This window comes from Kordiimonas sp. (assembly GCF_048260245.1).
Lineage (GTDB): Bacteria > Pseudomonadota > Alphaproteobacteria > Sphingomonadales > Kordiimonadaceae > Kordiimonas.
This window is the reverse complement of sequence record NZ_JBLXGZ010000040.1, coordinates 1-24315: the sequence shown is the minus strand read 5'-3', so window position 1 is coordinate 24315 and position 24315 is coordinate 1. Positions and strand designations below refer to the sequence as shown.

Annotated in this window: 28 protein-coding genes; 13 read left to right on the top strand and 15 right to left on the bottom strand. The window is 56.1% G+C overall.

Going from position 1 to position 24315, the window contains the following annotated elements; all coding sequences use genetic code 11:
* Positions 1-46: 46 nt before the first annotated feature.
* From ACN0VM_RS15935 to ACN0VM_RS15925, 3 genes are all read right to left on the bottom strand, one after another.
* Positions 47-640: a hypothetical protein gene (locus ACN0VM_RS15935; RefSeq protein WP_417451887.1), complete on the bottom strand. Its 594-nt coding sequence runs from the start codon at positions 638-640 to the stop codon at positions 47-49.
* 9 nt (positions 641-649) lie between these two features.
* Complete coding sequence (gene mutL / locus ACN0VM_RS15930; protein WP_417451886.1) at positions 650-2560, bottom strand: DNA mismatch repair endonuclease MutL; 1911 nt, start codon at positions 2558-2560, stop codon at positions 650-652.
* Positions 2561-2640: 80 nt separating this feature from the next.
* Complete coding sequence (locus tag ACN0VM_RS15925; protein ID WP_417451885.1) at positions 2641-3072, bottom strand: hypothetical protein; 432 nt, start codon at positions 3070-3072, stop codon at positions 2641-2643.
* Positions 3073-3235: 163 nt separating this feature from the next.
* On the opposite strand from ACN0VM_RS15925, the gene ACN0VM_RS15920 reads away from it, so the two are divergent.
* Both ACN0VM_RS15920 and ACN0VM_RS15915 read left to right on the top strand, forming a co-directional pair.
* Positions 3236-3583 carry an ArsR/SmtB family transcription factor gene (locus ACN0VM_RS15920; RefSeq protein WP_417451884.1) on the top strand — a complete coding sequence of 116 codons (348 nt, stop codon included), beginning with the start codon at positions 3236-3238 and terminating at the stop codon, positions 3581-3583.
* Positions 3584-3681: 98 nt separating this feature from the next.
* Positions 3682-4236 (top strand): SRPBCC family protein, encoded by a 555-nt coding sequence (locus tag ACN0VM_RS15915; protein WP_417451883.1) that lies wholly within the window; start codon positions 3682-3684, stop codon positions 4234-4236.
* Between the two features lie 75 nt (positions 4237-4311).
* Here ACN0VM_RS15915 and ACN0VM_RS15910 read toward each other — a convergent pair whose 3' ends face one another.
* From ACN0VM_RS15910 to ACN0VM_RS15875, 8 genes are all read right to left on the bottom strand, one after another.
* Entirely contained in the window at positions 4312-4746 is a 435-nt protein-coding gene (locus ACN0VM_RS15910) for a DUF3035 domain-containing protein (protein ID WP_417451882.1), read from the bottom strand.
* On the bottom strand, positions 4743-5279 hold the full coding sequence (lspA, locus tag ACN0VM_RS15905) for a signal peptidase II (RefSeq protein WP_417451881.1): 537 nt from the start codon (positions 5277-5279) through the stop codon (positions 4743-4745). The genes ACN0VM_RS15910 and lspA overlap by 4 nt, the downstream gene beginning before the upstream one ends.
* The gene (ileS, locus tag ACN0VM_RS15900) at positions 5279-8116 is read right to left on the bottom strand and encodes an isoleucine--tRNA ligase (RefSeq protein ID WP_417451880.1); all 2838 of its coding nucleotides are present in this window, start codon (positions 8114-8116) and stop codon (positions 5279-5281) included. Before ileS ends, lspA begins: the two co-directional genes overlap by 1 nt.
* A 242-nt stretch (positions 8117-8358) precedes the next feature.
* Entirely contained in the window at positions 8359-8892 is a 534-nt protein-coding gene (locus tag ACN0VM_RS15895; protein WP_417451879.1) for a response regulator, read from the bottom strand.
* A gap of 136 nt (positions 8893-9028) precedes the next feature.
* Positions 9029-9565 (bottom strand): response regulator, encoded by a 537-nt coding sequence (locus tag ACN0VM_RS15890; protein ID WP_417451878.1) that lies wholly within the window; start codon positions 9563-9565, stop codon positions 9029-9031.
* A 102-nt stretch (positions 9566-9667) separates the two neighbouring features.
* On the bottom strand, positions 9668-10378 hold the full coding sequence (locus ACN0VM_RS15885; RefSeq protein ID WP_417451877.1) for a TerC family protein: 711 nt from the start codon (positions 10376-10378) through the stop codon (positions 9668-9670).
* A 92-nt stretch (positions 10379-10470) separates the two neighbouring features.
* Positions 10471-11508 (bottom strand): bifunctional riboflavin kinase/FAD synthetase, encoded by a 1038-nt coding sequence (locus ACN0VM_RS15880; RefSeq protein ID WP_417451876.1) that lies wholly within the window; start codon positions 11506-11508, stop codon positions 10471-10473.
* Positions 11509-11579: 71 nt separating this feature from the next.
* Positions 11580-12008 carry a MaoC family dehydratase gene (locus tag ACN0VM_RS15875; RefSeq protein ID WP_417451875.1) on the bottom strand — a complete coding sequence of 143 codons (429 nt, stop codon included), beginning with the start codon at positions 12006-12008 and terminating at the stop codon, positions 11580-11582.
* A gap of 251 nt (positions 12009-12259) precedes the next feature.
* On the opposite strand from ACN0VM_RS15875, the gene ACN0VM_RS15870 reads away from it, so the two are divergent.
* Positions 12260-12646 carry a response regulator gene (locus ACN0VM_RS15870; RefSeq protein WP_262691947.1) on the top strand — a complete coding sequence of 129 codons (387 nt, stop codon included), beginning with the start codon at positions 12260-12262 and terminating at the stop codon, positions 12644-12646.
* On the top strand, positions 12646-13605 hold the full coding sequence (locus ACN0VM_RS15865; RefSeq protein WP_417451874.1) for a protein phosphatase CheZ: 960 nt from the start codon (positions 12646-12648) through the stop codon (positions 13603-13605). Before ACN0VM_RS15870 ends, ACN0VM_RS15865 begins: the two co-directional genes overlap by 1 nt.
* Positions 13606-13633: 28 nt before the next feature.
* Here ACN0VM_RS15865 and ACN0VM_RS15860 read toward each other — a convergent pair whose 3' ends face one another.
* Positions 13634-14527, bottom strand: coding sequence for a TIGR01459 family HAD-type hydrolase (locus tag ACN0VM_RS15860; protein WP_417451873.1), 894 nt, complete (start codon positions 14525-14527; stop codon positions 13634-13636).
* A 32-nt stretch (positions 14528-14559) separates the two neighbouring features.
* Positions 14560-15975: an EAL domain-containing protein gene (locus ACN0VM_RS15855; protein ID WP_417451872.1), complete on the bottom strand. Its 1416-nt coding sequence runs from the start codon at positions 15973-15975 to the stop codon at positions 14560-14562.
* Positions 15976-16210: 235 nt separating this feature from the next.
* Here ACN0VM_RS15855 and ACN0VM_RS15850 point away from each other — a divergent pair, with 235 nt between their 5' ends.
* Genes ACN0VM_RS15850 through ACN0VM_RS15840 form a run of 3 tightly spaced genes read left to right on the top strand, consistent with a single transcriptional unit; the run spans position 16211 to position 17867 of the window.
* Positions 16211-16954, top strand: a complete 744-nt coding sequence (locus ACN0VM_RS15850) for a hypothetical protein (protein ID WP_417451871.1) — start codon at positions 16211-16213, stop codon at positions 16952-16954.
* A 53-nt stretch (positions 16955-17007) separates the two neighbouring features.
* Positions 17008-17307 (top strand): SCP2 sterol-binding domain-containing protein, encoded by a 300-nt coding sequence (locus tag ACN0VM_RS15845; RefSeq protein WP_262691952.1) that lies wholly within the window; start codon positions 17008-17010, stop codon positions 17305-17307.
* Between the two features lie 32 nt (positions 17308-17339).
* Positions 17340-17867, top strand: a complete 528-nt coding sequence (locus ACN0VM_RS15840) for a hypothetical protein (RefSeq protein WP_417451870.1) — start codon at positions 17340-17342, stop codon at positions 17865-17867.
* Between the two features lie 104 nt (positions 17868-17971).
* On the opposite strand, the gene ACN0VM_RS15835 is transcribed toward ACN0VM_RS15840, so the two are convergent.
* Positions 17972-18511 carry a hypothetical protein gene (locus ACN0VM_RS15835; protein ID WP_417451869.1) on the bottom strand — a complete coding sequence of 180 codons (540 nt, stop codon included), beginning with the start codon at positions 18509-18511 and terminating at the stop codon, positions 17972-17974.
* A gap of 244 nt (positions 18512-18755) precedes the next feature.
* Between ACN0VM_RS15835 and ACN0VM_RS15830 the strand changes: the two genes are divergently transcribed.
* The 5 genes from ACN0VM_RS15830 to ACN0VM_RS15810 all read left to right on the top strand — a co-directional run bounded on the left by ACN0VM_RS15830 (position 18756) and on the right by ACN0VM_RS15810 (position 22767).
* Positions 18756-19556 (top strand): hypothetical protein, encoded by an 801-nt coding sequence (locus ACN0VM_RS15830; protein WP_417451868.1) that lies wholly within the window; start codon positions 18756-18758, stop codon positions 19554-19556.
* Between the two features lie 161 nt (positions 19557-19717).
* The gene (locus tag ACN0VM_RS15825; RefSeq protein ID WP_417451867.1) at positions 19718-20065 is read left to right on the top strand and encodes a hypothetical protein; all 348 of its coding nucleotides are present in this window, start codon (positions 19718-19720) and stop codon (positions 20063-20065) included.
* Positions 20066-20247: 182 nt separating this feature from the next.
* A complete protein-coding gene (locus tag ACN0VM_RS15820) occupies positions 20248-21393 on the top strand; it encodes an acyl-CoA dehydrogenase family protein (RefSeq protein WP_417451866.1) in 1146 nt (381 codons plus the stop codon).
* 85 nt (positions 21394-21478) lie between these two features.
* Positions 21479-22432, top strand: coding sequence for a glycosyltransferase (locus ACN0VM_RS15815; RefSeq protein ID WP_417451865.1), 954 nt, complete (start codon positions 21479-21481; stop codon positions 22430-22432).
* Positions 22433-22587: 155 nt separating this feature from the next.
* The gene (locus tag ACN0VM_RS15810) at positions 22588-22767 is read left to right on the top strand and encodes a hypothetical protein (protein ID WP_417451864.1); all 180 of its coding nucleotides are present in this window, start codon (positions 22588-22590) and stop codon (positions 22765-22767) included.
* A gap of 192 nt (positions 22768-22959) precedes the next feature.
* On the opposite strand, the gene ACN0VM_RS15805 is transcribed toward ACN0VM_RS15810, so the two are convergent.
* Complete coding sequence (locus tag ACN0VM_RS15805) at positions 22960-23532, bottom strand: SRPBCC family protein (protein ID WP_417451863.1); 573 nt, start codon at positions 23530-23532, stop codon at positions 22960-22962.
* A gap of 89 nt (positions 23533-23621) precedes the next feature.
* Between ACN0VM_RS15805 and ACN0VM_RS15800 the strand changes: the two genes are divergently transcribed.
* Entirely contained in the window at positions 23622-24011 is a 390-nt protein-coding gene (locus tag ACN0VM_RS15800) for an MAPEG family protein (RefSeq protein ID WP_417451862.1), read from the top strand.
* Positions 24012-24315: the final 304 nt, after the last annotated feature.

Sequence of the window (24315 nt, the reverse complement as noted above, 5' to 3'; positions counted from 1 at the left end):
TCCGCCTACTGGGTGTTCTTCTGCGTGGGCATGACGACGGAGGTTTCTAGCTAAAACGATAGAATTTATACCACACCTGACCTGCTTTGGTACCTTCTCCTTGATAGAAGCTTTTCGGAAAGTATAACGCGGGAACTGGAACTAATCGATGCTCTTGCTGGTTTCTCGAATAGAAACAAGCCAGTGCAATGTATAATGCCCCCATAGCATTCAGCACGTTTTTTAGATTGCCCGCTTTAAAATCTTCATGCCGACTATGTTTAATTCCGGTATGGCCTTTCCACCAACACGGGGTTCTCGGATTGTCGCCTTTCCAGTTTTCCCACGGTGTTAAAGATAATCCAAAACGCCGGATACTTACTTCTCTTGAGGCGAAACTAGGTAGCTTTTCACTAACAATCTTACGATAGCATTCAATATTCGGATTATTCGGAAAGTTGTCCACCAAAGGCTCACAGATTTGCTTCATTATAGCATCGACCTCGCCACACGCTGAGACTAAGAGGCGTGATAATTCAAGCGAATACGTGTTAAAATTATCAGCATGGAACTCAACATAGCGGGCGATCTGAATTAGGTCGTTCTCAAGCATCAAGAAATAGTTCCAGTGCTTAGGCACATCGCCTTGGGGTATAGCCATTTGAACTTCCTACCTCCGCCCGAACAGCTTTTCGATATCAGAAAGCTTCAGCTCCACATAGGTGGGGCGGCCGTGGTTACACTGGCCTGAATGCGGTGTGGCTTCCATTTCGCGCAGCAGCGCGTTCATCTCATCCACCGTCAGTCGCCTGCCCGCGCGCACGCTGCCGTGGCAGGCCATGGTGCCGCATACTTCCTCAAGCCGTTCCTTGAGCGAAAGGGCCTCGTCAAGTTCCGTCAGTTCGTCCGCGAGATCGCGCACAAGGCCGGGCACGTCCATCTTGCCCAGCATCGCGGGCACCTCGCGCACCATCACCGCGCCTTCGCCAAAGGGCTCAACAATCAGGCCAAGGCCCGCCAGCTCCTCGGTGCGGGCGATCAGGCGTTCGGCGGGGCCGTCCTCAAGCTCCACCACTTCAGGCAGCAGCAGGGACTGCCGCGCCACGCCGGTGGCGGCGATCTGTTTTTTCATGCGTTCATACACCAGCCGTTCGTGCGCGGCGTGCTGGTCCACAATCACGATGCCGTCGGCTGTCTGGCTGACAATATAGGTGGCGTGCACCTGCCCGCGTGCGGTGCCAAGCGGGTATTCGCTGGGCTGCACCGGGGCGCCTGCGTGCTGCGACATGGCGGCTGCGTCACCATGCTCAGGCGCGCGGGCGGAGGGCATGGCCATATCGCCCCGGCGTTCAAACGCCATCTGCTCACCATCTGATAGCCTGAGGCCCGCGCTCTCAGTGGGGGCATACATATCACGCACCACATCCTGAAAACCCTGCGGCAGGGTCGGGCGTTCATGTCCGCGCCCCCACGGCAGGCTTGTCGTGCCCTCAGGGCGGATAGCGCCAAGCGCTGCACTGGCCACCGTTGTGGACGCCCGGTGCCCGGCGGCGTTGAGACCGTGCCTGAGCGCCGAGACGATCATGCCGCGCACAAGCCCTGCGTCCTTGAAGCGCACCTCCGCCTTCGCCGGGTGCACATTCACGTCGACGAATTCAGCCGGTACGTCCAGAAACAGCGCCAGCACCGGGTGACGGTCCCGCGCCAGATAGTCCTGATACGCGCCGCGCACGGCACCGGTCAGCAGCTTGTCTTTCACCGGGCGGCCGTTGACGAACAGGAACTGCTGCATGGCATTGCCGCGCGAATAGGTTGGCAACCCGGCAAAGCCTGTCAGCCGCAGGCCTTCCCGCTCGGCGTCAATCTCGATGGCGTTTTCGCGGAACTCGCGGCCCAGGATCGCGCCCAGGCGCTCAAGCCGGGCATCACCTGTCAGGCTGGCGACCGGGGGCGCACGGAAGGTGGTGCGGTCCCCGTCCGACAAGGAGAACGCAATACCCGGGTGGGCCATGGCAAGACGTTTCATCACATCCGCCGCCTGGCTGTATTCCGTGCGGGCGGTTTTCATGAACTTCAGCCGCGCGGGTGTGGCGTAGAAAAGGTCCCGCACCTCCACGCGCGTTCCCTCACCAAAGGCTGCTGGCTCAACGGCGTGTTTTTTGCCTGCCTCCACGCGCACCGCCCATGCGTCGTCAGACCCGCGCGCCCGGCTGGTAACCGACAGCCGCGCCACCGCGCCGATGGACGCCAGCGCCTCACCCCGGAAACCAAGGGAGGCGATGTTGACAAGGTCTTCATCCGTCAGTTTCGAGGTGGCGTGGCGCTCCACGGCAAGGTTCAACTCGTCGGCGTCCATACCGCGGCCATCGTCTGTTACCTGTATCAGCGCACGGCCCCCTTCGCGCATGACAACGTCTATTCGCGTTGCACCCGCATCGACGGAGTTTTCAACGATTTCCTTCACAGCACTTGCCGGGCGCTCAACCACTTCACCCGCTGCGATACGGTTGATCGTGCGTTCAGAAAGCAGGCGGATAATGCCCGCAGTTTCGGGCAGGTCATGTCTGTTTTGGCTGGTCATGGCCGGACCCTAGCAGGGAATGAGCGTGCACGGAAGATTGCGCGTTAAGGCGAACAAAAATTTACCCATTATTACCGCTGTCAGAAAGCTATATTGCCGTCATCCTCTTCCGGCAGAGGGGTGTTACGGTAAAGTCTGGACGCCTTTTCATCCATCTTCTCAAGCGCCCCGGCTTTCAGCGCCTGTGCAAGCTTGTCTTCGGTTGCGGCAGCAACCTCGGCTTCAAACCTTCTGGCGTCTGCGCCTGACAGCGCCTCAACGTCCTCGTCGCTCTCCAGCCCCCAGTCAGCCATAACCTCATTGCGGGCGGCTTCCTCGGCCTGACGGCGGGTTTCATATTCCACCCAGCCCAGCAGCCCAAGCTTGGCCACGCCGCCTTGCGCGGTCGAAATTTCCGCCTGCTGGGTATCAAATGCCCGGAGAAACGCCTGAAAACGTTTGTTGTCTTCCACCTCATCGCGGATTTCACCCCGCATCAGGCCCATGAGCGCTGTGGTCTGTTCAATTTTCACCGGATATCCCCTTTTCGTACCTGCTGCATGTCAAGCAAGATACGTGCCTCACCGGGGAGGGGCCGAGCCGGGAATAGCGTTGACCCCTGACACCTTGAGCAGGTCAGCAATTATATTTAACCAAATAGTTGACTATTCAGCCCCAACCCCTATATTAAACCATATGGTTGAACATTATACAGATCGGCTCGACGCCACCTTTCATGCGCTGGCGGACCCGACCCGCCGCGGTATGCTGGCTTCCCTGATGGCTGGGCAGAAAACTGTCAGTGCATTGGCTGAACCCTATGCCATGTCGCTTGCCGCCGCATCCAAGCATATCAAGAAGCTGGAAGCCGCCGGCCTTGTCACCCGCAAGGTGGACGGGCGCACGCATTATTGTCGGCTCAATGCAGATAATATGGCTGAGGCCCATGCATGGATGGAACGCTATCGCCGTTTCTGGTCAGGCCGTCTTGACCGGCTTGAGGCGCTGCTGGAGGCCGAAGACAACACGGCCAAGCCCGGCTGAAACCGGCTGTGCAAAATCAGCGCCCACGCTGCGCAAACGCTGCACAGTTTCTGCACAGTGCCACAAGGCCCCAAACCGGGTCACGACAGGAGGATAGGATGACCATTAACGACAGTTATGCACAGCGCAGCAAAAGCGATACCATTGAAATAAAACGGCTTTTCCCCGGCCCTATCGAGCGGGTCTTCGCCTATCTGACTGTCGCGGAGAAACGCGCAAAATGGCTTGCAGGCGGTGACGATCTCGGCACAAAGGCTGGACAGAAATTTATCCTTCTGTTTCAACACGATACGCTCTCGGCGCTTGAAAGTGACACCCTTGCCCAACATAAAGCTGGCGACTGTGCCAGCAATGTCGAATCGAAATGCACCCTAGAAGCCATCGATCCACCAAACAGCCTGACAATGAGCTGGGGAGAAAGCTTTGGCGAGGCATCAGAAGTGACATTTTCACTTCTGGAACAAGGGGATAAAGTACTTATGACCATCACCCACCGCAAGCTGGCGGACGAGGCGCTGATGATCGATGTCTCCGCTGGCTGGCATGCCCATGCCGATATTATGGTCGATGTGCTGGAAGGCAAAACCGCCCGCGCCTTCTGGGCCAACCATGCCCGCCTCGACACTGAATACCGCCAGCGCCTTAAGGTCTGACGCATTGCATCGCAGGCAAAGAAAAAGCCGCGCTTCAGGCGGCTTTTACTAGGTTTGGTACCGGGCCGCCTGAGCCTAGCGGGCACCGCCCTCGCTGGAGACGCGGGTGATGCTGATGTTATCGGTGCTGAACTGGCGCTCTTCAGCATCCAGAAGGTCAGCCATCAGCACCGCTTTTTTCACCACGTCCAGATCTTTCTGGCCCGCGTTTGAACGTACATCCGGCTCAGACCGCCCCAGACGAGAGAGAAGGTCGTTCTCACCCTTGCTTTTTGGCTTCGAGCGCTTGAATTCCTTACCCGGGAACAGCGCTTCGAACGCCTGACGGCCGGGGTCGATCTCCTGTGCGTTCGGCTCACCCGGGCGAGGTGGCGTCAGGTCAGCTTCCGGCGGCACAACAAGCGGTGCACGGCTCACGACATCAAATTCGTTGGGGCTGTTTTTGTTCGATCCACACGCGGCGAGCGACAGGCCCGCAACAAGCACAAGCGCAACAGGCTTGAAATTCATGAACTCTCTCCTTCAGGGTCGCGCGAACTCTCGGCAACCTTTTGGGCATTTTTAGGGCTTTTATCGCCGCCCCGCAACCCATCAATAATCAGCAAGACCACGCCGATCGTAATCGCGCTGTCTGCCACGTTGAAAACATAGAAATTATAGCCCCATGCATGCAGGTGGATAAAATCCACCACCGCGCCATGAACAAATCGGTCAATCAGATTCCCGACAGCACCGCCGAGAATAAGTGCGAGCGAAATGGCCTCGAACCCACGCAGGGTTTTCGCCAGCCAGTGCACAAGCCAAATGCTGATAGCGACCGTGAGCACCACAATGCCCCAGCGGCCAAGACTGTCGCTGAGTGGGATACCCATGGAAATATTCTTGTTCCAGACCATGGAGAAACTGAGAAAGGGCAGCAAAGGCACGCTGCCCTTCTCCGGTAATTTCAGACCTTCCAGAATCCACCACTTGCTGAGCTGATCCACCACCACAAGCATGGCAGCAATGAGTATGCCCCGGCGAAAGTAAGGCCCGGCCATCATCAGGCGGTGACCCCACTGTCACTGTTTTTCACAGCGTCAGAGCAACGATTGCACAACTCGCCGTGGGCGGTAACTTCCTCTGACACCACCCAGCAACGTTCGCATTTGTCGCCGTTGGCCACCGAGGTCACAACCGCGATGCCTTTGACATCGTCAAGCGTGAAGGCTCCTTCCGGCGCGTCTGCCTCTAGAAGACGGGCGGATGAAGTGATCATCAACTCGGCGATATCAAGGCCGGCCATGGCTTCCACGTAGGCATAGTCGGCCACATAGATGGTCACATCCGCCTGCAGACTGGAACCAATACGCTTCTCGCGGCGGTCAAGCTCAAGTGCACCAGTGACGACGCGGCGCAAGCGGCGAATTTTGGACCATTTTTCTGCCAGACCCTCATTCTGCCATTCAGTCGGTGTTTCCGGCCATGTCTGGCGGTGTACACTTTCGGCCTGATCACCGTGACGCGAGAGCCAGACTTCCTCCGCCGTGAAGGCAAGGATAGGCGCGAACCATGTGGTCAGGCGATTGAACACCTCATCCAGCACCGTGCGCACCGCGCGGCGGCGTACACTACTGGCATCATCGCAGTAAAGGCTGTCCTTGCGGATATCGAAGTAGAAGGCCGACAACTCAAGGATACAGAACTGATACAAAGCCTGGAAAATCGGGTTATAGTCAAAACTGTTTGCGCGGTCGCGGATCAGGCTATCCAGCTCCGACAGACGGTGCAGGATAAACCGCTCCAGTTCCGGCATCTGTGCCGCAGGCAGGCGTTCCTCTTCCGAGAAACCAGCAAGGTTGCCTAGCAGGTAGCGCATGGTGTTGCGAATTTTGCGGTAGGCATCCACCTGACCCTGGATGATCTGATCACCGATGCGCACATCTTCCATATAGTCAACCGACACCACCCACAGGCGCAGAATATCGGCACCATACTGCTGGATTATAGTTTGCGGCGCCACGGTGTTACCGAGCGATTTGGACATTTTCTTGCCCTCGCCGTCCATGGTGAAACCGTGCGTCAGTACGTTCTTGTAGGGCGCGTGGCCACGGGTGCCGCAACTCTCCAGCAAGCTGGACTGGAACCAGCCGCGGTGCTGATCCGAGCCTTCGAGGTAGAGATCAGCGGGTGATTGCAGGTCTTCCCTGTTCTCACAAACAAAGGCATGGGTACAGCCACTGTCAAACCAGACATCAAGGATGTCAAAGACCTGCTCGAAGTCTTCCGCGTTATATTTGTCTCCAAGGAAATCCTGTGCGGGCACGACAACCCACGCGTCAGCGCCACCTTCTTTGACAGCGTCAACAATGCGCTGATTGACTGCGTCGTCCTGCAGTACCTCACCGGTTTCCTTATTGACAAACACGGTGATCGGCACGCCCCACGCGCGCTGGCGCGAGATGACCCAGTCAGGCCGGTCAGCGACCATGGAACGGATGCGGTTCTCGGACACTGCCGGGAACCAGTTTGTATCCTCAATGCCCTTGAGAGCCGCTTCGCGCAGGCCGGTTTTATCCATGGAGATAAACCACTGCGGCGTATTACGGAAAATGAGCGGGGCCTTGGAGCGCCAGCTGTGCGGGTAGGAATGGCTGAGCTTGCCCTGGCTCATCAGGGCATTGCTCCCCTGAAGCAACTCACAAACCTCATCCGCAACCTTATAAACATGCTTGCCCGCAACAAGCGGCACGTTTGCATAATAACAGCCCGCTTCGTTCACGGTGAACGGCACCTCAATGCCGAACTTCACATGCGCAACCTGATAGTCATCGTCACCATGGCCCGGCGCGGTGTGTACAAAACCGGTACCGGCATCGGTGGTCACGTGGTCACCCGGCAGCATGGGCACGTCAAAATCATAACCTTGACCGCGCCATGGGTGCGCGAGAATGGCACCTTCAAGGTCTTTGCCCTTAATGTGATTGATCACCAGATAATTATCGATCTTGGCGCGTTTGACAAAATCGACCACAAGCGCGTCGGCGACCGCAAGCCGGTCACCCGCCTTCATCGTCGCGTCGTCGGCAACCTCAGTCACTTCAATAACAATATAATCGATGTCCGGGCCATAACAGACGGCACGGTTGGCCGGAATTGTCCACGGTGTCGTCGTCCAGATCACAACTTTTGCGCCTTCCACGGCGTCGGTCGGCGCTGTCACGAACGGGAAGGCCACATCAATCTGTGTGCTGACATGGTCGTGATATTCAACCTCGGCTTCAGCCAGGGCGGTTTTCTCCACCGGCGACCACATGACCGGCTTGGAGCCACGATAGAGCGCACCTGCGGTCGAGAACTTCAACAGTTCTTTGACGATCTGCGCTTCGGCGTCATAAGCCATGGTCAGGTAAGGGTTGTCCCAATCACCAAAGATGCCAAGGCGTTTGAATTCGTCACGCTGCACACCAACCCACTGGTCGGCAAACTCGCGGCATTCGCGGCGGAACTCAACCGGGTCCACCTCGTCCTTGTTTTTCTTTTTCTTGCGGTATTTTTCCTCGATCTTCCATTCGATCGGCAGGCCGTGACAATCCCAGCCCGGCACATAGGGCGCGTCCTTGCCCTGCATCTGCTGCGACTTGACAATCACGTCCTTCAGGATCTTGTTCATCGAGTGGCCGATGTGAATGTTGCCGTTGGCGTAAGGCGGGCCGTCATGCAGGACAAATTTCTCGCGGCCCTTGGCATCAGCGCGGAGCTGGCCGTAGATATTATCCTTGTACCAGCGCTTCAGGAACTCGGGCTCCCGCTGGGGCAGGCCCGCGCGCATGGGGAAATCGGTTTTCGGCAAAAATACGGTATCGCGATAGTCGCGTTTCGAGCTGTCATCAGCAGACATGGTCTATTGTCTCGTTTCTTCTATCTTGTGCGCACTGAATGGGTTGTGGCCGCACATATATTGGCATTCTGGAAATACTTAAACCCCGGTCGCTAAGCCTGTAGCGCCGGGCCAGTAATTCGAATGATTATCGTGGCAATAAGCCACCCTTGTGTCTGCGCATCGTGCATGGGCGAACTTTTAACAATGTTCATCGGGGGTGTCGAGCGGAAAGGCGCAACAAACCGGGCATATGGCGGCACTTACAGGCCCTTGAATACCTTGCGCTGATTGGCAACCGGAAAAACACCCTTTTGTGCCTTGCGCCGGTCGGGGCCACTAAAGGGCATGGCGCTGTTACGACGACAAGGGCCGTAATAGCCCGTGACACGCACAAAGAGCTTGGGCTCGGACAGTACGCTATCCAGATTTTTGATCAGGCTGGCGGTGGTAAAGGGCATGGCCAGCATGGTAGTGACCCCGGCGTCCCTTGCTTCCATCACTTTCTGCCGGTCCGGCTCTTTAATGGCATATATGATAGGCGCCACGGATATGGGCGCGTTCTGGAAACGAATAAAGCGGCAAAAATCAAGCCCCCCCGTATCGGGAAAGGTATCTTCAAGGAGGATCAGGTTGAAAGGTGTGGTTTTAATATGCTCCATCGCTACACGGTTGTCTTCCGCCACCACGATGTGTGCGGCGCGCTGCTCTTTAAAGACAGCACGCGCTCCAATAGCTGCCTGACCATTTTCCAGCGCGATCAGAACCCGCAGATCGCTTTTTTCACCAAGAGACACACCCCACTCCTTTATGAAACGCTCGCTTAAAATGTCGCATAGAAAAACCCCACATATGTCAGGTGGTCAAGCGATAGACAGATAAGATGTTAAGTTGCTGTCAGTTTTGTGACAGACGCAAGACCAGGGAGAGGCGCTAAACTCCCCCCAGAATGCGGCGCTTCATCTCATCGGAAATGATATCGGGGTTGCGGGCCCGACGCTCGCGACCACCGGGTGGCGGCGCTTTGCGTACGCGTCTGTCCGGGCCGTTATAGGCTGTACATTGCACAATGGGACGTGTGTCAGAGGCAGCATCTTCAATCGCTTTCAAAAGCGAGGTGCCGGAAAATGGCATAATTGCAATTTTGGTTGCCCCCGCATCACGCGCCTGGAGCACTGTTTGCTGATCAGGCGTATGCAAGCCGATAATAATGGGCGCCACAGCCATTGGTGTGTTGGTCAGGCGTAAAAAACGGCAAAAGTCCACGCCACCCAGCGTTGGGAAATTTTGATCGACAACCACCATGTTATAGGCGCGGCTTTGCATTTTCTCCACCGCCTCCCGGTTGTCGAGCGGGGCGAAAACACCGCCTACCCGCTGCCGCATCAAAATGTTTTTTAAGCTGTCAGCCGCTTGCTTGTTTCCAAGGGCCAATAGAATATGCAGCTTTGCCAGTCGCGTATCAGACATGGTTGCCATCACTCCCCGAATCGTGCCCCGCCACCTTATACGTCGAATATACGAAATATTGAAATGAGAAGTTGCAAGACTACCCTTGCGGAATTGATGGACTCAGGCTTTCTTCCTCTTACGGCGCATGAGATTCAACGTCTCAACACCCAGCGAATAGAGCATGGCGAAATAGATATAGCCCTTGGGCACATGGAAACCGAGCCCTTCCGCCACGAGGAATACGCCGATCAGCATAATGAAGCTGAGTGCGAGGATTTTAAGCGTCGGAAAACGTTCAATGAACGCAGCGATATACCCGCTGGAGAACATCATCACGATCATTGCCACAGTCATGGCGGCAACAATCACCGGGATGATGTCAGTCATCCCCACGGCAGTCATGACGGAATCGAATGAAAAGACGATGTCGATCAGCACAACCTGGGCTATAACCGCCAGCATTCCGCCCGTCACCGCTTTATATTCTGCGGCTTTATCACCCGTGACTTCGTCGTGGATACTGTTGGTCCCCTTATAGAGCAAGAAACCGCCGCCCAACAGCATCAGGATATCCTTGCCCGACAGCTCATGCGCAAACAGCGTGAACCACGGCTCCTGCAGGCTGATAATCCATGCGACACCCAACAGCAGCAGAATGCGCATGACAAGCGCGAGAGAAAGCCCCACAAGGCGGGCGCGCTTGCGCTGCCCTTCAGGCAGGTGGCCAACGAGAAGAGCAATGAAAACCACATTGTCGATACCGAGAATAATCTCAAGTGCGGTCAAGGTTAAGAAGCTAACCCATATATGGTAATCTAAAAGCAGTTCCATTATATTCCCTATGACTTGCGGTCACTTTGCGTCGTGCATCACATGACGGTGACACATAGCATGATTGCCAAAAGCGGCAACGAGAAGGCGCGTTAGGTGTTCTGCCGTGCCCGGATGTGCGGCTCAGGAAAAAGTTCCAGATAACGGTCAAGCGTAGGATGACCGAGCCTGTCGGAGGCATTCTCTGGCTCGGCCAATACGATTTTTGCGGTCCGGCAATCCTTGCCGATTTGCTGCTTCAGCGCGTCAAGGCCCGAGAACTTCTGCTCCGGTCGCAAAAACGCAACCAGTTCCACCCGCATATGCTGGCCGTATAGATTTTCATCAAAATCGAACAGGTGTACTTCCATCAGCACATCCCGTTTATCGAAGGTCGGCCTTAGCCCGACATTGGCAACTCCGGCATACGTATGCGGGTCACCCTCGACATGCACGCGCACGGCATAAACGCCCAACTTGGGCTGCAAACTCTCACCAAGTTCGACGTTCGCAGTTGGAAAGCCGATGGTTCGTCCGCGCTGGTCACCTTCCGTGACCCGGCCATTGATCGACCACCAGTGACCAAGAAGGGCAGCCGCCTTGCGCGCCTCACCGGCCTGAAGCGCCTGCCGCACAAGAGTGGAGCTGTATATTTCCCCGGCGTAGCCTTCAAGTCCGACCGTCACAGGGCGGATGACACTCAGGCCGAAGCCCTCCATCTCACCCATCCAGCCCAGCACATCAGTGCCGCCACCCCGCCCCTTGCCGAAGCGATAGTCGTAGCCCACGCACACATGTTTGGCGCCAAGTCCGCCGACAAGGATATCCAGCACAAAATCCTGGGCTGTCATCGCTGCAAGCCCCTGATCAAAAGGCAGGACAAGAAGCTGGTCCACGCCAAAATCGTCGAGAAGTTGGGCGCGCTCACGAAAGGGCGTCAGGCGAAAAGCTGGTTTACCGGGCGCAAAAAAGCTTACAGGATGCGGCTCTGTCACCATCACGGTCAGGTTCAGCCCCATCTCGCGCGCCAGCCGCCCGGCTTCCCCGATCACTACCTGATGACCACGATGGAAACCATCAAAGTTCCCCAGCGCCACCACCGAGCCACGCCCCGAAGTTTTCACTTCATCGATATGTCGGTAAAGCCGCATGGAAAAGTCAGCATCCTCTCGTCATCGCCGGTCGTCAAACTGGCGCAATGCCGTGCAATGCGCCGCTGCTGTTATGCTTTCGGTCGGCTGGGGACATACACGATTGCGTCGCCGACGACCACCATTTTATCCCCCACCATGCAACGCGTTGCAAAAACAACGCGGTTTTTCTCGGGTATCATATCCGTCACTTCGGCGATCGCTTCCACCTCGTCGTTCATGCGCACCGGCGCAATAAACTTGGTGCTCTGGCTGACAAAAACCGCACCAATGCCCGGCAGCTTTGTGCCCAGTACGGCAGAAATAAAACTGGCCCCCAAGGCACCATGGGCAATGCGCTCACCGAAGCGCGTTGTTGCGGCATAATCCGCATCAAGGTGCAGCGGATTGTTGTCGCCGGAAACTTCTGCAAACGCTTCCACCAGTGCCGGCGTCACTTTTGTAACCAGCGACTCGCGCTGTCCGATCGTGATATCGTCAAAAAAATGTTGTGCGACCATAAATTTCTCCAAGCGCCTGCTGTTTTGCCAAAACCTACAGGCAAAAGCACATCCAGAGCCCCGCCTGACCGCCCACGGGGCGACAAAACCTCTCTATCACGAGTGCACGCGCGTCAGAAGTATTTGAATTGTCGCCATCTTTGGGTTAACCAATTCTTCATTAGATCGGGTCTAGTGTCCCGACAAAGGGAATTGAAACGGTACCATGGTTTGGTGCCTGAGGTGCGAAATCATAAAACTGAGGAAATATCATGGCCGTTGATTTGGGTATGCCGATCCTGATCGTCGACGACTACAAGACAATGTTGCGCATTGTCCGCAACCTGTTGAAACAGCTTGGCTTCAATAATGTCGATGAGGCAACCGATGGCGCAATGGCGCTGGAGAAAGCCCGCGCCAAGCAGTATGGTCTCATTATCTCTGACTGGAACATGGAACCCATGACCGGTTACGAGCTCTTGAAAGAGGTGCGCGCTGATAACCAGCTCAAGGCCACTCCTTTCATCATGGTGACTGCGGAATCGAAAACCGATAACGTGATTGCCGCAAAAAAGGCTGGCGTGAACAACTATATCGTCAAGCCGTTTAACGCTGCTACGCTGAAACAAAAACTGGTGGCGGTGCTCGGAGAATTCTAATGGCGTCCGAACAGCTTCCCAAACAGATAGAACTGCTTGTCGACAGTTTGCGGAAGCAAAATACAGCGCAGTTGTCTCTCACCGATGTTGCATCGGTGACGGAAGTGCTGATTGGCACCATGTCGGTGTTTTTCAAATCCATTGACACGTCGATCTACCGCGAATGCCGCTCGCTCAGCGACTATATCTCAAACGCCCGCAAGGAAATTGCTTCCCTGCAGCCCGGTGACCTTGAGAGCGCGCGCATCCCGCGCGCTGGGCTTGAGCTTGATGCCATCGTGCAGCAGACCGAAGAAGCCACCAATACCATCATGGAAGCTGCGGAAGAGATCATGGGTCTCGACCCTGCAGACACGGACAATTACGTCGCGAAAAGTCAGGACGCGGTGATGCGCATCTTTGAGGCGTGTTCGTTCCAGGACATTACCGGCCAGCGCATTTCCAAGGTTGTTGAAACCTTGTCGCACATTGAAAAGCGGGTTCTCGAACTTCGCAACCTGCTGGGCGTGACTGAAGAAGACATCGAACAGGCCAAGGCCGAGCAGACAGAAGAAAAAGTTGCAAGCGGCGACAAGGCCCTTCTGTCCGGCCCGGCACTTGACGGTGAAGGCATCGACCAGTCAGCCGTTGATGAGCTTATGGGAGCGGCAGCAGGTGCAGCGCCCGCCGCCCAGCCAGCAGCAACACCGGCTCCAGCTCCAGCTCCAGCTCCGAAAGCTGAGGCGCCAAAAGCCGTCAATCCAAAACAACTGGACCAGATGTTCGAGGAAGACTTCGACCCGGTCGCCGACCTCGAAGCCGCCGAAGCAAAAAAAGCCGAAGAGAAGAAAAAGGCTGAAGCCGAAGCCGCTAAAAAGGCCGAAGAAGCCAAAAAGGCTAAGGCCAAAAAAGACAAGGAAGTCGAGCTACCCGCTGGCGAGGAAGTCAGCCAGGACGATATCGACGCCCTGTTCGGCTAGGCTGCGCTACCCAACCACCTTTGCCATCTCACCAGACAAGCGCCTCCATGACAGCATGGGGAACAGCCTTTCCCGCGCCGAATATATTCTGAAACCGCTCAACCGGCACCTGCCCGTGTGCATCAGATGCCGCTGTCAGCGCAGGAAACTCGGCACGGTGAATGCCTCCTGCGATAAACAGGCCACGATAGCCCGCAGCATAAGCCCCGGCCATATCGGTTTGCAGGCTATCGCCAATCATCATCACACGCTCACGCGGCACATCCCGGGCTGCCAGCCCTACCTCTGGCAGGCAGGCGGTAAGCGCGCTTGCCATGGGCTTGCCAAACCAGTGCACCTCGCCGCCCATCTCGGTATAGAGATCAGCAACAGAACCCGCGCACAGGTATAGCTTCTCGCCCACATGCACCACACGGTCCGGGTTGGCACACAGGAAAGGCACACCTTTTGTCGCCGCGCCCTGAAGCCAGCCACGGTGGCTTTCAATGTCAAAAAAGTCCAGATCCGTCGCGAGAATAATGTCGGCCTCGTCCGGGGTCTTCACCATGGTCACGGGCAGGCTTTCGACCGTATTATGATCGCTATCGGGGCCCATATGGTAAAGTTTCGCGCCCTGATACCGCGCACGCACCTCATCGCGGGCAAGCCCACCTGAGGTGACGATATAGTCCGTCAACGCACGCGGCATGCCCATCTTTTCCAGCAGGGCGCGGACATGGGTGCGCGGACGTGGGGCATTCGAGAGAAATACCGTACGAATATCAGCAGCCCGAGCTTTCTCAATAGCATCAACGGCCCCCTCGTTGAGCCGGATACCATCATGCATCACGCCCCACAAATCACAGATAATCAGGGACAGGTCTGTGTGAAAGTCGCTTAATCCACCACTAAGGGAAATGGTGGCGGCATGTCTATTTGGCATAGGATAACTCTTTAAAATTAAAGCGCGCGAGATTAAAGCTCGCGGTTCATGTCGTTGGCAGCGGTTGGCTCCCCGAACAGATAGCCTTGGGCGAATTCCGCCCTGGCTTCAAGCGCCTTCAGGACCATGTCTTCGTCTTCGATACGGCTGACAATCAACTGCATGCCCTTGCGGCGCAGAAATGACTTAACCGCCTCGGCATCGCCATCTTCAGGATTCGCCGCCAGCAGGTCCTGCAGGTCGGTCTTGATAAACTGGAACTTGCGGTCGCCCAGAAGGGCAAAGTCCTGATTGAAGTCCTTGACCATATCCATCGAGAAACCGAAGCCCTTGCGACCAAGGGTCAGAAGCCGGTCTTTCACGTCGCCCTCAAGCGTCATGTAATCGTCCTGCGCGATCTCGAACACCAGTCGGTCGCGGAATTCTTCGTTCGCGGTCATGAAGTCGATGAACTGCGGGAAAAACTCATCATCCGCCATGGAATATTTCGACATATTGCAGAAAAAGCGCACGTCAGGACGCCGCTTGCCCATGCGGCGCACGAGCTGGATAAGCCTGAACAGCAGCAAATTATCGATGGTGCCGATAAGCCCTTTGCTTTCCGCCACTTTCATATATTGCCGCGGAAGCACGATGCGGCCTTCCTCGTCACGGACGCGGCTGAAACATTCATAATGTACCGTGCGCCGCGACGGTAATGTCACAATCGGTTGCAGATAAAGATCCACTCTATTTTCGGACAGCGAACTTCGCATTACCGATAACAACTGATCTTCCCGTTTAATCAGGCGTATCGGCGCTTTTTTACGCGCTGTGCCTCGAGGTGAAGGCCTGGCTTTGGGGCGTGGCGGGGTATCGTCAAGCGCATCGGCGTCCCCACCGTCATCTGCAGCATGTTTCTTCTCCACCTCGTCGGTGCCCTCGTCAACCACCGCCATGGCTGCTTCCTCAGGCGTCAGATCAAACTCGGCAATTTCCTCTTCGGTCACCGGATCATCAGCGGGTTCCGGGGTGCTGCTTTTTTGGACGGCAACCTCCGCTTCCAGCTCAAGCGGTTCAGCAGGAACCTTTTTGGCTTTGCCCGGCTTCACCCGCACTTCGGCTTCACGCTCCATCACCTGGGTGAGAAGCGTATGCAGAACCTTCAGCTCAGATACGAGCTGGTCGCTTTTTTCTTCCTCTTTTTCACCATGACGGCGCGTGCGTTCCAGATCCTTACGCAGAATCAACACCATATCTTCCAGCCTGTCGAGCCGGGCCTCAGCTTCCTTTTCCGCGCGGGCCCCAATCATCCACATCTGAAATTGCCATGCCCCGAAAAACACCAAAAGGCCAAGGATGCTGCTCAAGTCACTGGGCACACCGAAGGCCCTGGGCGGAATAACCGTGACCGCAATTCCAAGCACGGCATATGATATCAGCAGCAAAATCTGCGTCATGATGGACATGAAAGGTCGGTCCTTTTCCCATTCCCTGAACTGGGCCCATGCTGGCACAAGCGCGTTGCAAGGTTAAGACTTTTGTTTGCTCGGCACGGGAGAGCTTTTCAAGCACGGCACATGACGCCTATACTACAGTCAATATTGCGGTTGTCACGAGACTGCCCTGATCGGGCGTCATGCTTGCGCCGCTGAGTCGTTAAAGAAGCATGGCCGCATGGTAGTGTTCAAGGGAGACAAACAAATGAAAAAGTTTTTACTGCTTATCCTGGTCCTTGTGGTCGGCGGGGGCGCCTTCGCCTATTATAAGCTCGATACCCTGGTCAAGACTGGCGTTGAGACCAAGGGGCCTGAGGTCCTCAAGGTTCCGGTTGGCGTCAATAGCATAAGCCTTTCTCCCTTCTCCGGCACCATTGGTGTCAATGGGCTGTCTATCGGCCAGCCAGAAGGTTTTGGCGACGGCTCCATCGCCTCACTGGACGGTTTTGACATGAAGGTCCGCACAAATACACTGTTTTCCGACCATATCATCATTGATAGTATCATGGTGGAAGCTCCCAAGCTTGATATCCGAAGTAAAGGGTCACAAACCAATTTTCAGGCACTGCAGAAAGCAATTGGTTACCAATCCAGTGAAACGTCCAACGTCACACTCACCATCAAGAAGATGACGATACAGGGCCCCGAGATTGCCGTACTGAGCGAAGGCGGCATAGTGAATGTAGATGAACGTATCAAGCTGGCTGATTTCACCATCAGCGACCTTGGCACCGACGAAAAGGGCCTTGCACCGGGCGAGATCGCCCGCCATGTCATGGATGTACTACAGCCTCAGATCGCCAAGGCGCTGATTGAGGCGCAGGCCTCCGGCAAACTGCAGGATATCGCTAAAGATGCACGCGGCACCCTTGAAAAGGGCATTGGTGGCCTTGTCGGTAAACTGAAGAAAAAAACCGACCCGGAAAAACAGGACGACGGCAATAACTGATTGATTTCTGGACGCAACGGTCCAATATTCGCATCACCTACAGGGAGATCATAATGTCACTGGAAAAAATTACTGACGAAATCCGCGGCCGCGTCGGCGCGCATTCGCCAATTTCTGCCATCATCAAATTCGACTTCGGCGACGACGGCGTTGTCCGTATCGACGGCAAATCATCACCAACGGTTGTCGACAATGCCGACACCGAAGCCGACTGCACGGTGAAAACTACCATGGACAACTTTGTCCAGATCGCAGAAGGCAACCTTAACCCGCAGATGGCTTTCATGACGGGTAAATTGCGTGTAGAAGGCGACATGAGCCTTGCCATGCAGCTTGGTTCCATCCTGGGGTAAGCCCAAAAACCGGATATGCCAAAAAGGTTACCATGTTTGAAAAATTTCGCAGTGCCGCCATCGGCGTGAGTGTTTTTGTCATCCTTCTGGGGATTGGCGCTTATATGATGGTGCAAATGGGCGGCGGCGATAAATTGTTCGGGGGCAAGGGCGGTTCTTTGCCCCCGGTCGACTTTGCTACGCTGGAGCGTTCTTTTGATGAGCCCAGCTTTCTGCTCTGCGACCGGGACATCTGCCCAAACGCAGAGGTTGACGGCCCGGCACCCCGTTTTGAAGCAAAAGCACAAACCCTGCGCCTTGCCATTGTCGACTTTGCTGACAACATGCCCACTGTGCGCACTTTCCGCTTTGATCCGGCAAACAATCAGTTCGACTTCACCGAACGCCTTCCGGGTGAGAGCCTGCCTTCAGTCATAACCGTTCAGATCAGGGACATTGACGGCTATTCAAGCGCGCTGATGGTCTATAGCCGCACACCTGTCGGCGACAGCGCCGCCGAAGAGCATGAAGAACGCGTCACACGCTGGCTCCGCATGATCGAATCCCGCCTCGCCCGCTGATGCACCTGCCATCCGCCTACCCTGAAGTGTGGCCCACAGGTGTTACCCCGCGGTGTTGCCCCGCAATGTTGCCTTGACGTTCTCGGTAACAGCAGAAGCCGGGCTTAATAATATTGGCTGTCAAATTCATCATCAAACTGCTCTGACGCGCTGGGGCGCCCGGCAGCCTGAAGACCAGGTTCCGGTGACACACCGGTTGCTTCAGTCACAGGTTGCAGTGCTGCCCGCTGGTACACCTGGGCACCGCCTGATTGCACACCTTGCTGTGGCGCGTTAAAGGACCGGTTGATCGCTATGGTTTCACGCACGCTTGCCTGTGTCGTAAGATAACTGTCCCGTGCACGCCCAAGGCTGGATGGCGGCGGCAACGGCGCCCCGGCTTCCTGCGTTCGCGTCTCGGCAAGGATAAACTGCACACCGGTAGACAAAAGCCCGCGCCCAGCGGGTTGCTGGGCCTTGGCCGCAGCAGGTGCAAGGCTTGCCCCGGCCAAATTGGCGGCTCCGTCAAGCCCGCGCGAGAAGTCCCCGCCACGGTTTTCCGGCGCACCTGAAGGTCGCGTCAGGGCACCATTGCCCTGTGCACGGTCATTCCGTGAGATTGACGTCGCAGCACGCGACTGCATGGCAAATGCAGCATCCGCCATTTATGCACCCATTCTGTTACACCCAGAGACAATTTACGCCGGGCGCCGCCGGTCTGGCAATAGCCAAGCGAAAAAAGCGTGGATTGAGTGCTGGAACACCCGGTCTGCCTGTGCTATCGCTCAGGCCACATGGAATGTGTTCCGCCACGCTGGCTGCGACCTTGCAGACAGGCAACGGTGCCAAAGGGGGGCCACCCGGAGGAACACAAAATAAGAATAACTCAAGATAAAGCGAAAAGTTGACATGGATAATAATACGCTCGCGATTTACATTCACGAACTGCGCAACCAGTGCCTGCACGCGGAAGCCTCTTTCAGCATTTTCAATCAGGCGATGGCTAATCAGGCTGGTGCCGGTATCCTTTATGGCGGCCAAAGCATCCTGATTCCCGGCAGCCAGATTGCCTCGCTCTTGTGGCCGACACGTGCCCGGGCCCGATCCCGCGGTGAGGCTTTGCGGAAGGTTCTCGGCCTGGGGGAAAAACATCCCCTCAACGACCGGCGCCTTTGCGAACTGTGGGAGCGTGCCGACGAAAAATTCGAAGAATGGGTCAACCAGACCAAAGGTCAGCAGGTCATCTTTGATCTTGTCGGCGACCCATCCCAGGTGGGGGACGGCGACATTAAAGACGAATGTGTTTACCGGGCTTATAACCCTGCTAACCGCGTTTACTGGTACCGGGGGGTCGCTTATAACCTACAGGCTGTCGCCAACGCCCTGACGGACGTAGCAAAACGCGTGAACACGGTTTACGCCCAGATGTTCCCGGAACAGGCCAAGGCAGATGCCGAAGCCCGCCGCCGCGCCGCTGAGGCACAACAAACCGCACAAGTCACGGCCGAGGCCCAAACCGCCGCAGCCAACGACACCACCACAGACGCGAAGCCCGAGGCCAAAGACGAAGCAACATCTGACGATGGCAAAGCCAAGGCGGCCAAAGACAAAAAGAAACCCGCTGCAAAAAAAGCCGCACCGAAAAAAGCTGCGCCGAAAAAAGCTGCTGCCAAAAAAGCTGCTGCCAAAAAAACGGCTAAATCTGAATAGAAGGTGCTTGTCAGGGCGCGCAAAAGGTTCCCCCCTTGTGCTCCCTGACCTTCTGGACATATGGCAATTTGTCCTGTTTGCCCGGCTGGCGGAATTTTGTATAATAGTTGGCGCTTGGCCCCGGCCAAATGTACCGCACCAGAATAAGGACTTGTGCACCCATGATGAAACGACTGTCTTTTGTATTTGCTGCGGCGCTTGTTGGCAGCCTGCCCGCCAGCGCGCTGGACTGTGGCGAACCACCGATGGCTCAGCCTCCGGTACCGGACGGCAGCCGCGCCGATGCCGATGATATCCGCACTGCCCGCGACGCCGTGCTGACCTATTCCAAAAAAGTAGATGAATATCTGAGCTGCATGGATCAACGCGCGCCCACCATTCTGCCTTATCTGACAAAGGAACAGAAGTTGCGCTGGGATGAGGATCTGACCGGCCTGCATAACCACCGCCGTGATCTGCAGGTCAAGCTCAATGAGGCTATTCGGTCTTACCGCCGGCAAGACAGCTAACCGCAACTGGCGGCATCATCGCTGCCTGCGGCCTGTTTTTACGCTTATACAAGGGGCTTCAGGGCCCCTTTCTCTTTGCTTTCCCTGAGCGGCAAGACAATAATGGACGCATGCGTCCATAAAAGTTTGACAGCCCCCACCCACCGCCCCATCTTCATGTCAAAGGTTCATATAAAAGGGGGATGATCATGCTGGCACGTCGCGCCGTTTATGATGAAGAGCATCATATTTTCAGGGATGCCGTTCGCAAATTTTTTCAGGCAGAAGCCACGCCAAACGGGGAAGCCTGGGCAAAGGCCGGACAGGTTCCGCGCGCGTTCTGGGACAAATGCGGGGAAGCCGGGCTTTTGTGTCCGCAACTGCCCGAGGAATTTGGCGGCGTGGGCGGTGACTACCGCCTGAACTGCATCATCAACGAAGAACAGGTCTATAACCGGGGTGGCGGCGCGGGGCTTGCCGTACATTCTGACATCGTGGCGCCCTATCTGTTGCATTACGGCTCGGATGACATGAAGGAGCGCATCCTGCCCAAGATGGCAACGGGTGAGATGGTCGGCGCGATCGCCATGACCGAACCCGGCACCGGCAGCGACCTGCAGGGCATCAAGACCACCGCCAAGCTTGACGGCAATCATTATGTCGTCAATGGCTCAAAGACCTTCATTTCCAACGGGCAGAACTGTGATTTTGTCATCGTTGCCTGCAAAACCGACCCCAAGGAAGGTGCCAAAGGTGTCAGCCTCATCGTCGTCGAGTGCGACCGCGAAGGTTTCCGCCGCGGCCGCAACCTTGACAAGATCGGCCAGCACTCGTCCGACACCTCCGAGATGTTCTTTGACGAAGTGCGCGTGCCCGCCACCAACCTCATCGGGCATGAAGGCGCGGGCTTCATGTATCTGATGCAGCAGTTGCCACAAGAGCGATTGTCCATCGGCGTAATAGCTATGGCCGGGGCCCAGCGCGCCTTTGATATCACGCTTGAGTATGTCAAGGAGCGCCAGGCCTTTGGCCGCCCGATCTCCGCCTTCCAGAACACCCGCTTCAAGCTGGCGGAAATGAAAACCGAAATCGATGTCGGCTGGGCCTTTATCGACCAGTGCCTCGCCCGCCATGTAAAAGGCGAACTGGACGCCGTGGGCGGCGCCATGTCCAAGTTGTGGACCACCGAGATGCAGGGCCGCGTGGTGGACACCTGCGTGCAGCTTCATGGCGGCTACGGTTTTATGGCGGAATATGAAATCGCGCATCATTTCACCGACAGCAGGGTGCAGCGCATCTATGGTGGCACGTCGGAAATCATGAAAGAACTGATCGGCCGTTCGCTTTAAAAAAGCCCGTTAAAACAGTTAGGTGGTAGCTTTCGGGGTGCCACCTCGCTATGGTTTCAGGCCACTGAACCATGGGTCTGCCGCGATGACAATGCCAAAACTGACAGCTGTTATCTGCTTCGCCAATGAGGGCGAGGAAGTAGAGAATACCGCGCGCGGCATCCGCGAAACCTGCGGCGACGCTGTTGATATCCTCCTGATCAATGACGCCTCAACCGACGGGTTGGACTATGAAAGCGTGGCTGACCGCTACGGCTGCCGCTACCTGTTGAATGAAGAACAGATCGGCCCGGCGCACGCACGTCACAAGGGTGCAAGCTGGGCCAAAACGGAAAATATCATCTTCCTCGATTCGCACATGCGCTTCTATGCCGACGGCTGGCACCGGATCATCAATGACATTATCGACAATGATCCCAATGCACTATACTGCACCCGCAGCCGGCCACTGCAGCGCGGCGGCCTGTATGAAGGCGGGGTGGTCGGCCACGGTGCCAGCCTTGTCTTCAAAGCGGAGGATTTCAACAAGTCCCTGCAACCAAAGTGGAATACAAACAGCCTGGCGGTAAGCGGCACCTCATACATCCCCTGCATTCTGGGCGGCAACTATGCCTCCCGGCGAGCGTATTTCCTGGGCATCGGCGGCTATCGCGGCCTGCACCGCTATGGCGGGGAGGAGGCGCTGGTGAGCATCAAAAGCTGGCTGTCGGGCGGTTCCTGCCAGTTGATCGAGGATGTCGAGATCGGCCACATCTACCGGGACGCGAAGGGCGCACCCTGGAGCGGAAACATAAAATACTATCATTTCAACAAGTTGACGACAGCGGCCATCCTTTTTGACCCGCCGGATTTTGACCACTACAAAGCCCAGCTCAAGGCCCTGCCCGAAGCGCCGCACGCCTTTAAAGTATATGAAAGCCGCCGTCATTTTGTGACCCGCGCCCGCAGGATGTTCCAGCCGATCCGCCGGCATCCGACCGATTATATCCTGGACCTGAATGACGCCTTTTTGCGCGGTGAAAAAATCTCTCCCGTCTGATATGCGGGCATGCCAAAGGGCTTTAACGCTCTGTAAACATTCAGCTGTTTACAAGAGGAAGTTGGCCCGGTGCGCTGTTGATTGCAGACAGCTTTTCTTCATGCTAGACCGTGGCCACCAACCACTGCAAACCACGCCAGACAAAGGAAACCGCAATGGCCCGCAAGAAAGTCACCCTGCAAGCAAGCTTGCCCCACGGCACCTTTTATTGGGTGACGGAGGTGGAAGCGGGGTCTGAAGAGGAAGCGGTTGTCGCGGCGGAAAACCTTTTCATGGCCGAGATGGAAAATATCGACGAATGGGAATTCACTGACTTCGCCGTCGATAACGCCTGACCTGCCAAGCCGAGCCTGCCCATTCTGTCAAGCCTCGAAGACCCGTCAAGCGGTGCATAAACACCCGGATTTCTGTGCAGGATATGTGCAGGAAAAACCGGTTTTCAGGCCAAAAGTGAGCAGGATCCGTGCAGTGACTGTGCAGCATATTTGCCAAGGTTGAAGGCATGCCAGCCCCCGTGCCTTCACCGCCTAACGTGCCGTACAATTTTGTCCGGCTGTCCGATCCAGCCAGCGACCCAACGCGGCAAACGACGCTTCCCAGCGCGCGTCATGTACTTCTTCCTCACGAAAGAACCAGAAGCGATTATTATAGCTTTTGGGCCGAATAACTTCACGCACTAAAACACGGGTTTCACATGGCCCCTCCGGTGACAGTTCAAGACGGTACCAGCGCTGGTCCTTGTCTGATTCCTGAATGCTGGCAAAAAGCCGCTCGGGCAACACTTCGGTCGTTTTCTCCACCGCGTGCCAGTTCTTGTAGCCGCGCTTCCAGAACAAAAGCCGCGTGGAACCGGATTGTGCCATGTCGCCCTTCAGGCGCTGAGCGTCCACCAGCTCAGCCTGCCAGCGCACCCGGTTCTCGTCATCGCTGACAAAAGCCCAGACTTCAGGCGCAGCGTAAGGCAGCACCACCTCGTGCGTCAGCTCAAACCCGGCGTCAATCACCAGGATGAGCCGGAAAACAAGGGAGACAAACAGCGCCGCCAGCACGGCCACCACCGATTTATGCAGCAAATTCCAGTCTCTGAAACGGTCGCGCACCTTCAATCCCCTTGACCATATGGCGTATCCCACCCACTTTATTGATGACGCCGCGCGATGCAAGAGCGGCATAACCTTGGGGAGGGCATATGACAATCACACTTATCACAGCAAGCTTTTTGGGCCTGCTTCTGATTTATCTTTCATTCAATGTATCAAAACATCGTGGTCGGGCGAAAGTGTCGATCGGAGATGGCGGTGATGACCAGTTGGCCCACGCCATTCGCGCCCACGGCAACCTGATCGAATTCGCCCCCATGGCGCTTATCCTTTTGGGACTGCTGGAGTATCAGGGCCTGACACCGATCATTGTCATAGTGCTGGGCGCGGCTTTTGTGCTCGGTCGCCTGATGCATGGGCTGACCTTCGGCAAGTTCGAAGGCCGCAACCCCTACCGCTTCTGGGGCACCATCCTCACCTGGCTTGTCATCCTGATCGCCTGCGTACTGGGGCTTTTGAAGGGCTATCATATCATCTGAACCGGGCGCACCGCCTGCGTGCTATCATGCGGGGCTGCCAAAAAGGCGGCCCCGGCTGGCATATAAGCAGGTGGTCGCCGTGACTTGAGGTGACTGTTTTTGCCACAAGGGTACCTTATTTTTAGCTGTTAATGAGTGTACCTGTTAAGGTAACAGCGCATCTATAACCTGCTGATTCAAGGTTGATATTTTGCAAAAACACCCTATATAATAACAAGTTGAGAAAGTGTGGTGCCGTGGTGCATTCACAATGGGTATATGACAGTATGAAACAGTAAAGGATCTGCTTCTTGACTATGTTTTT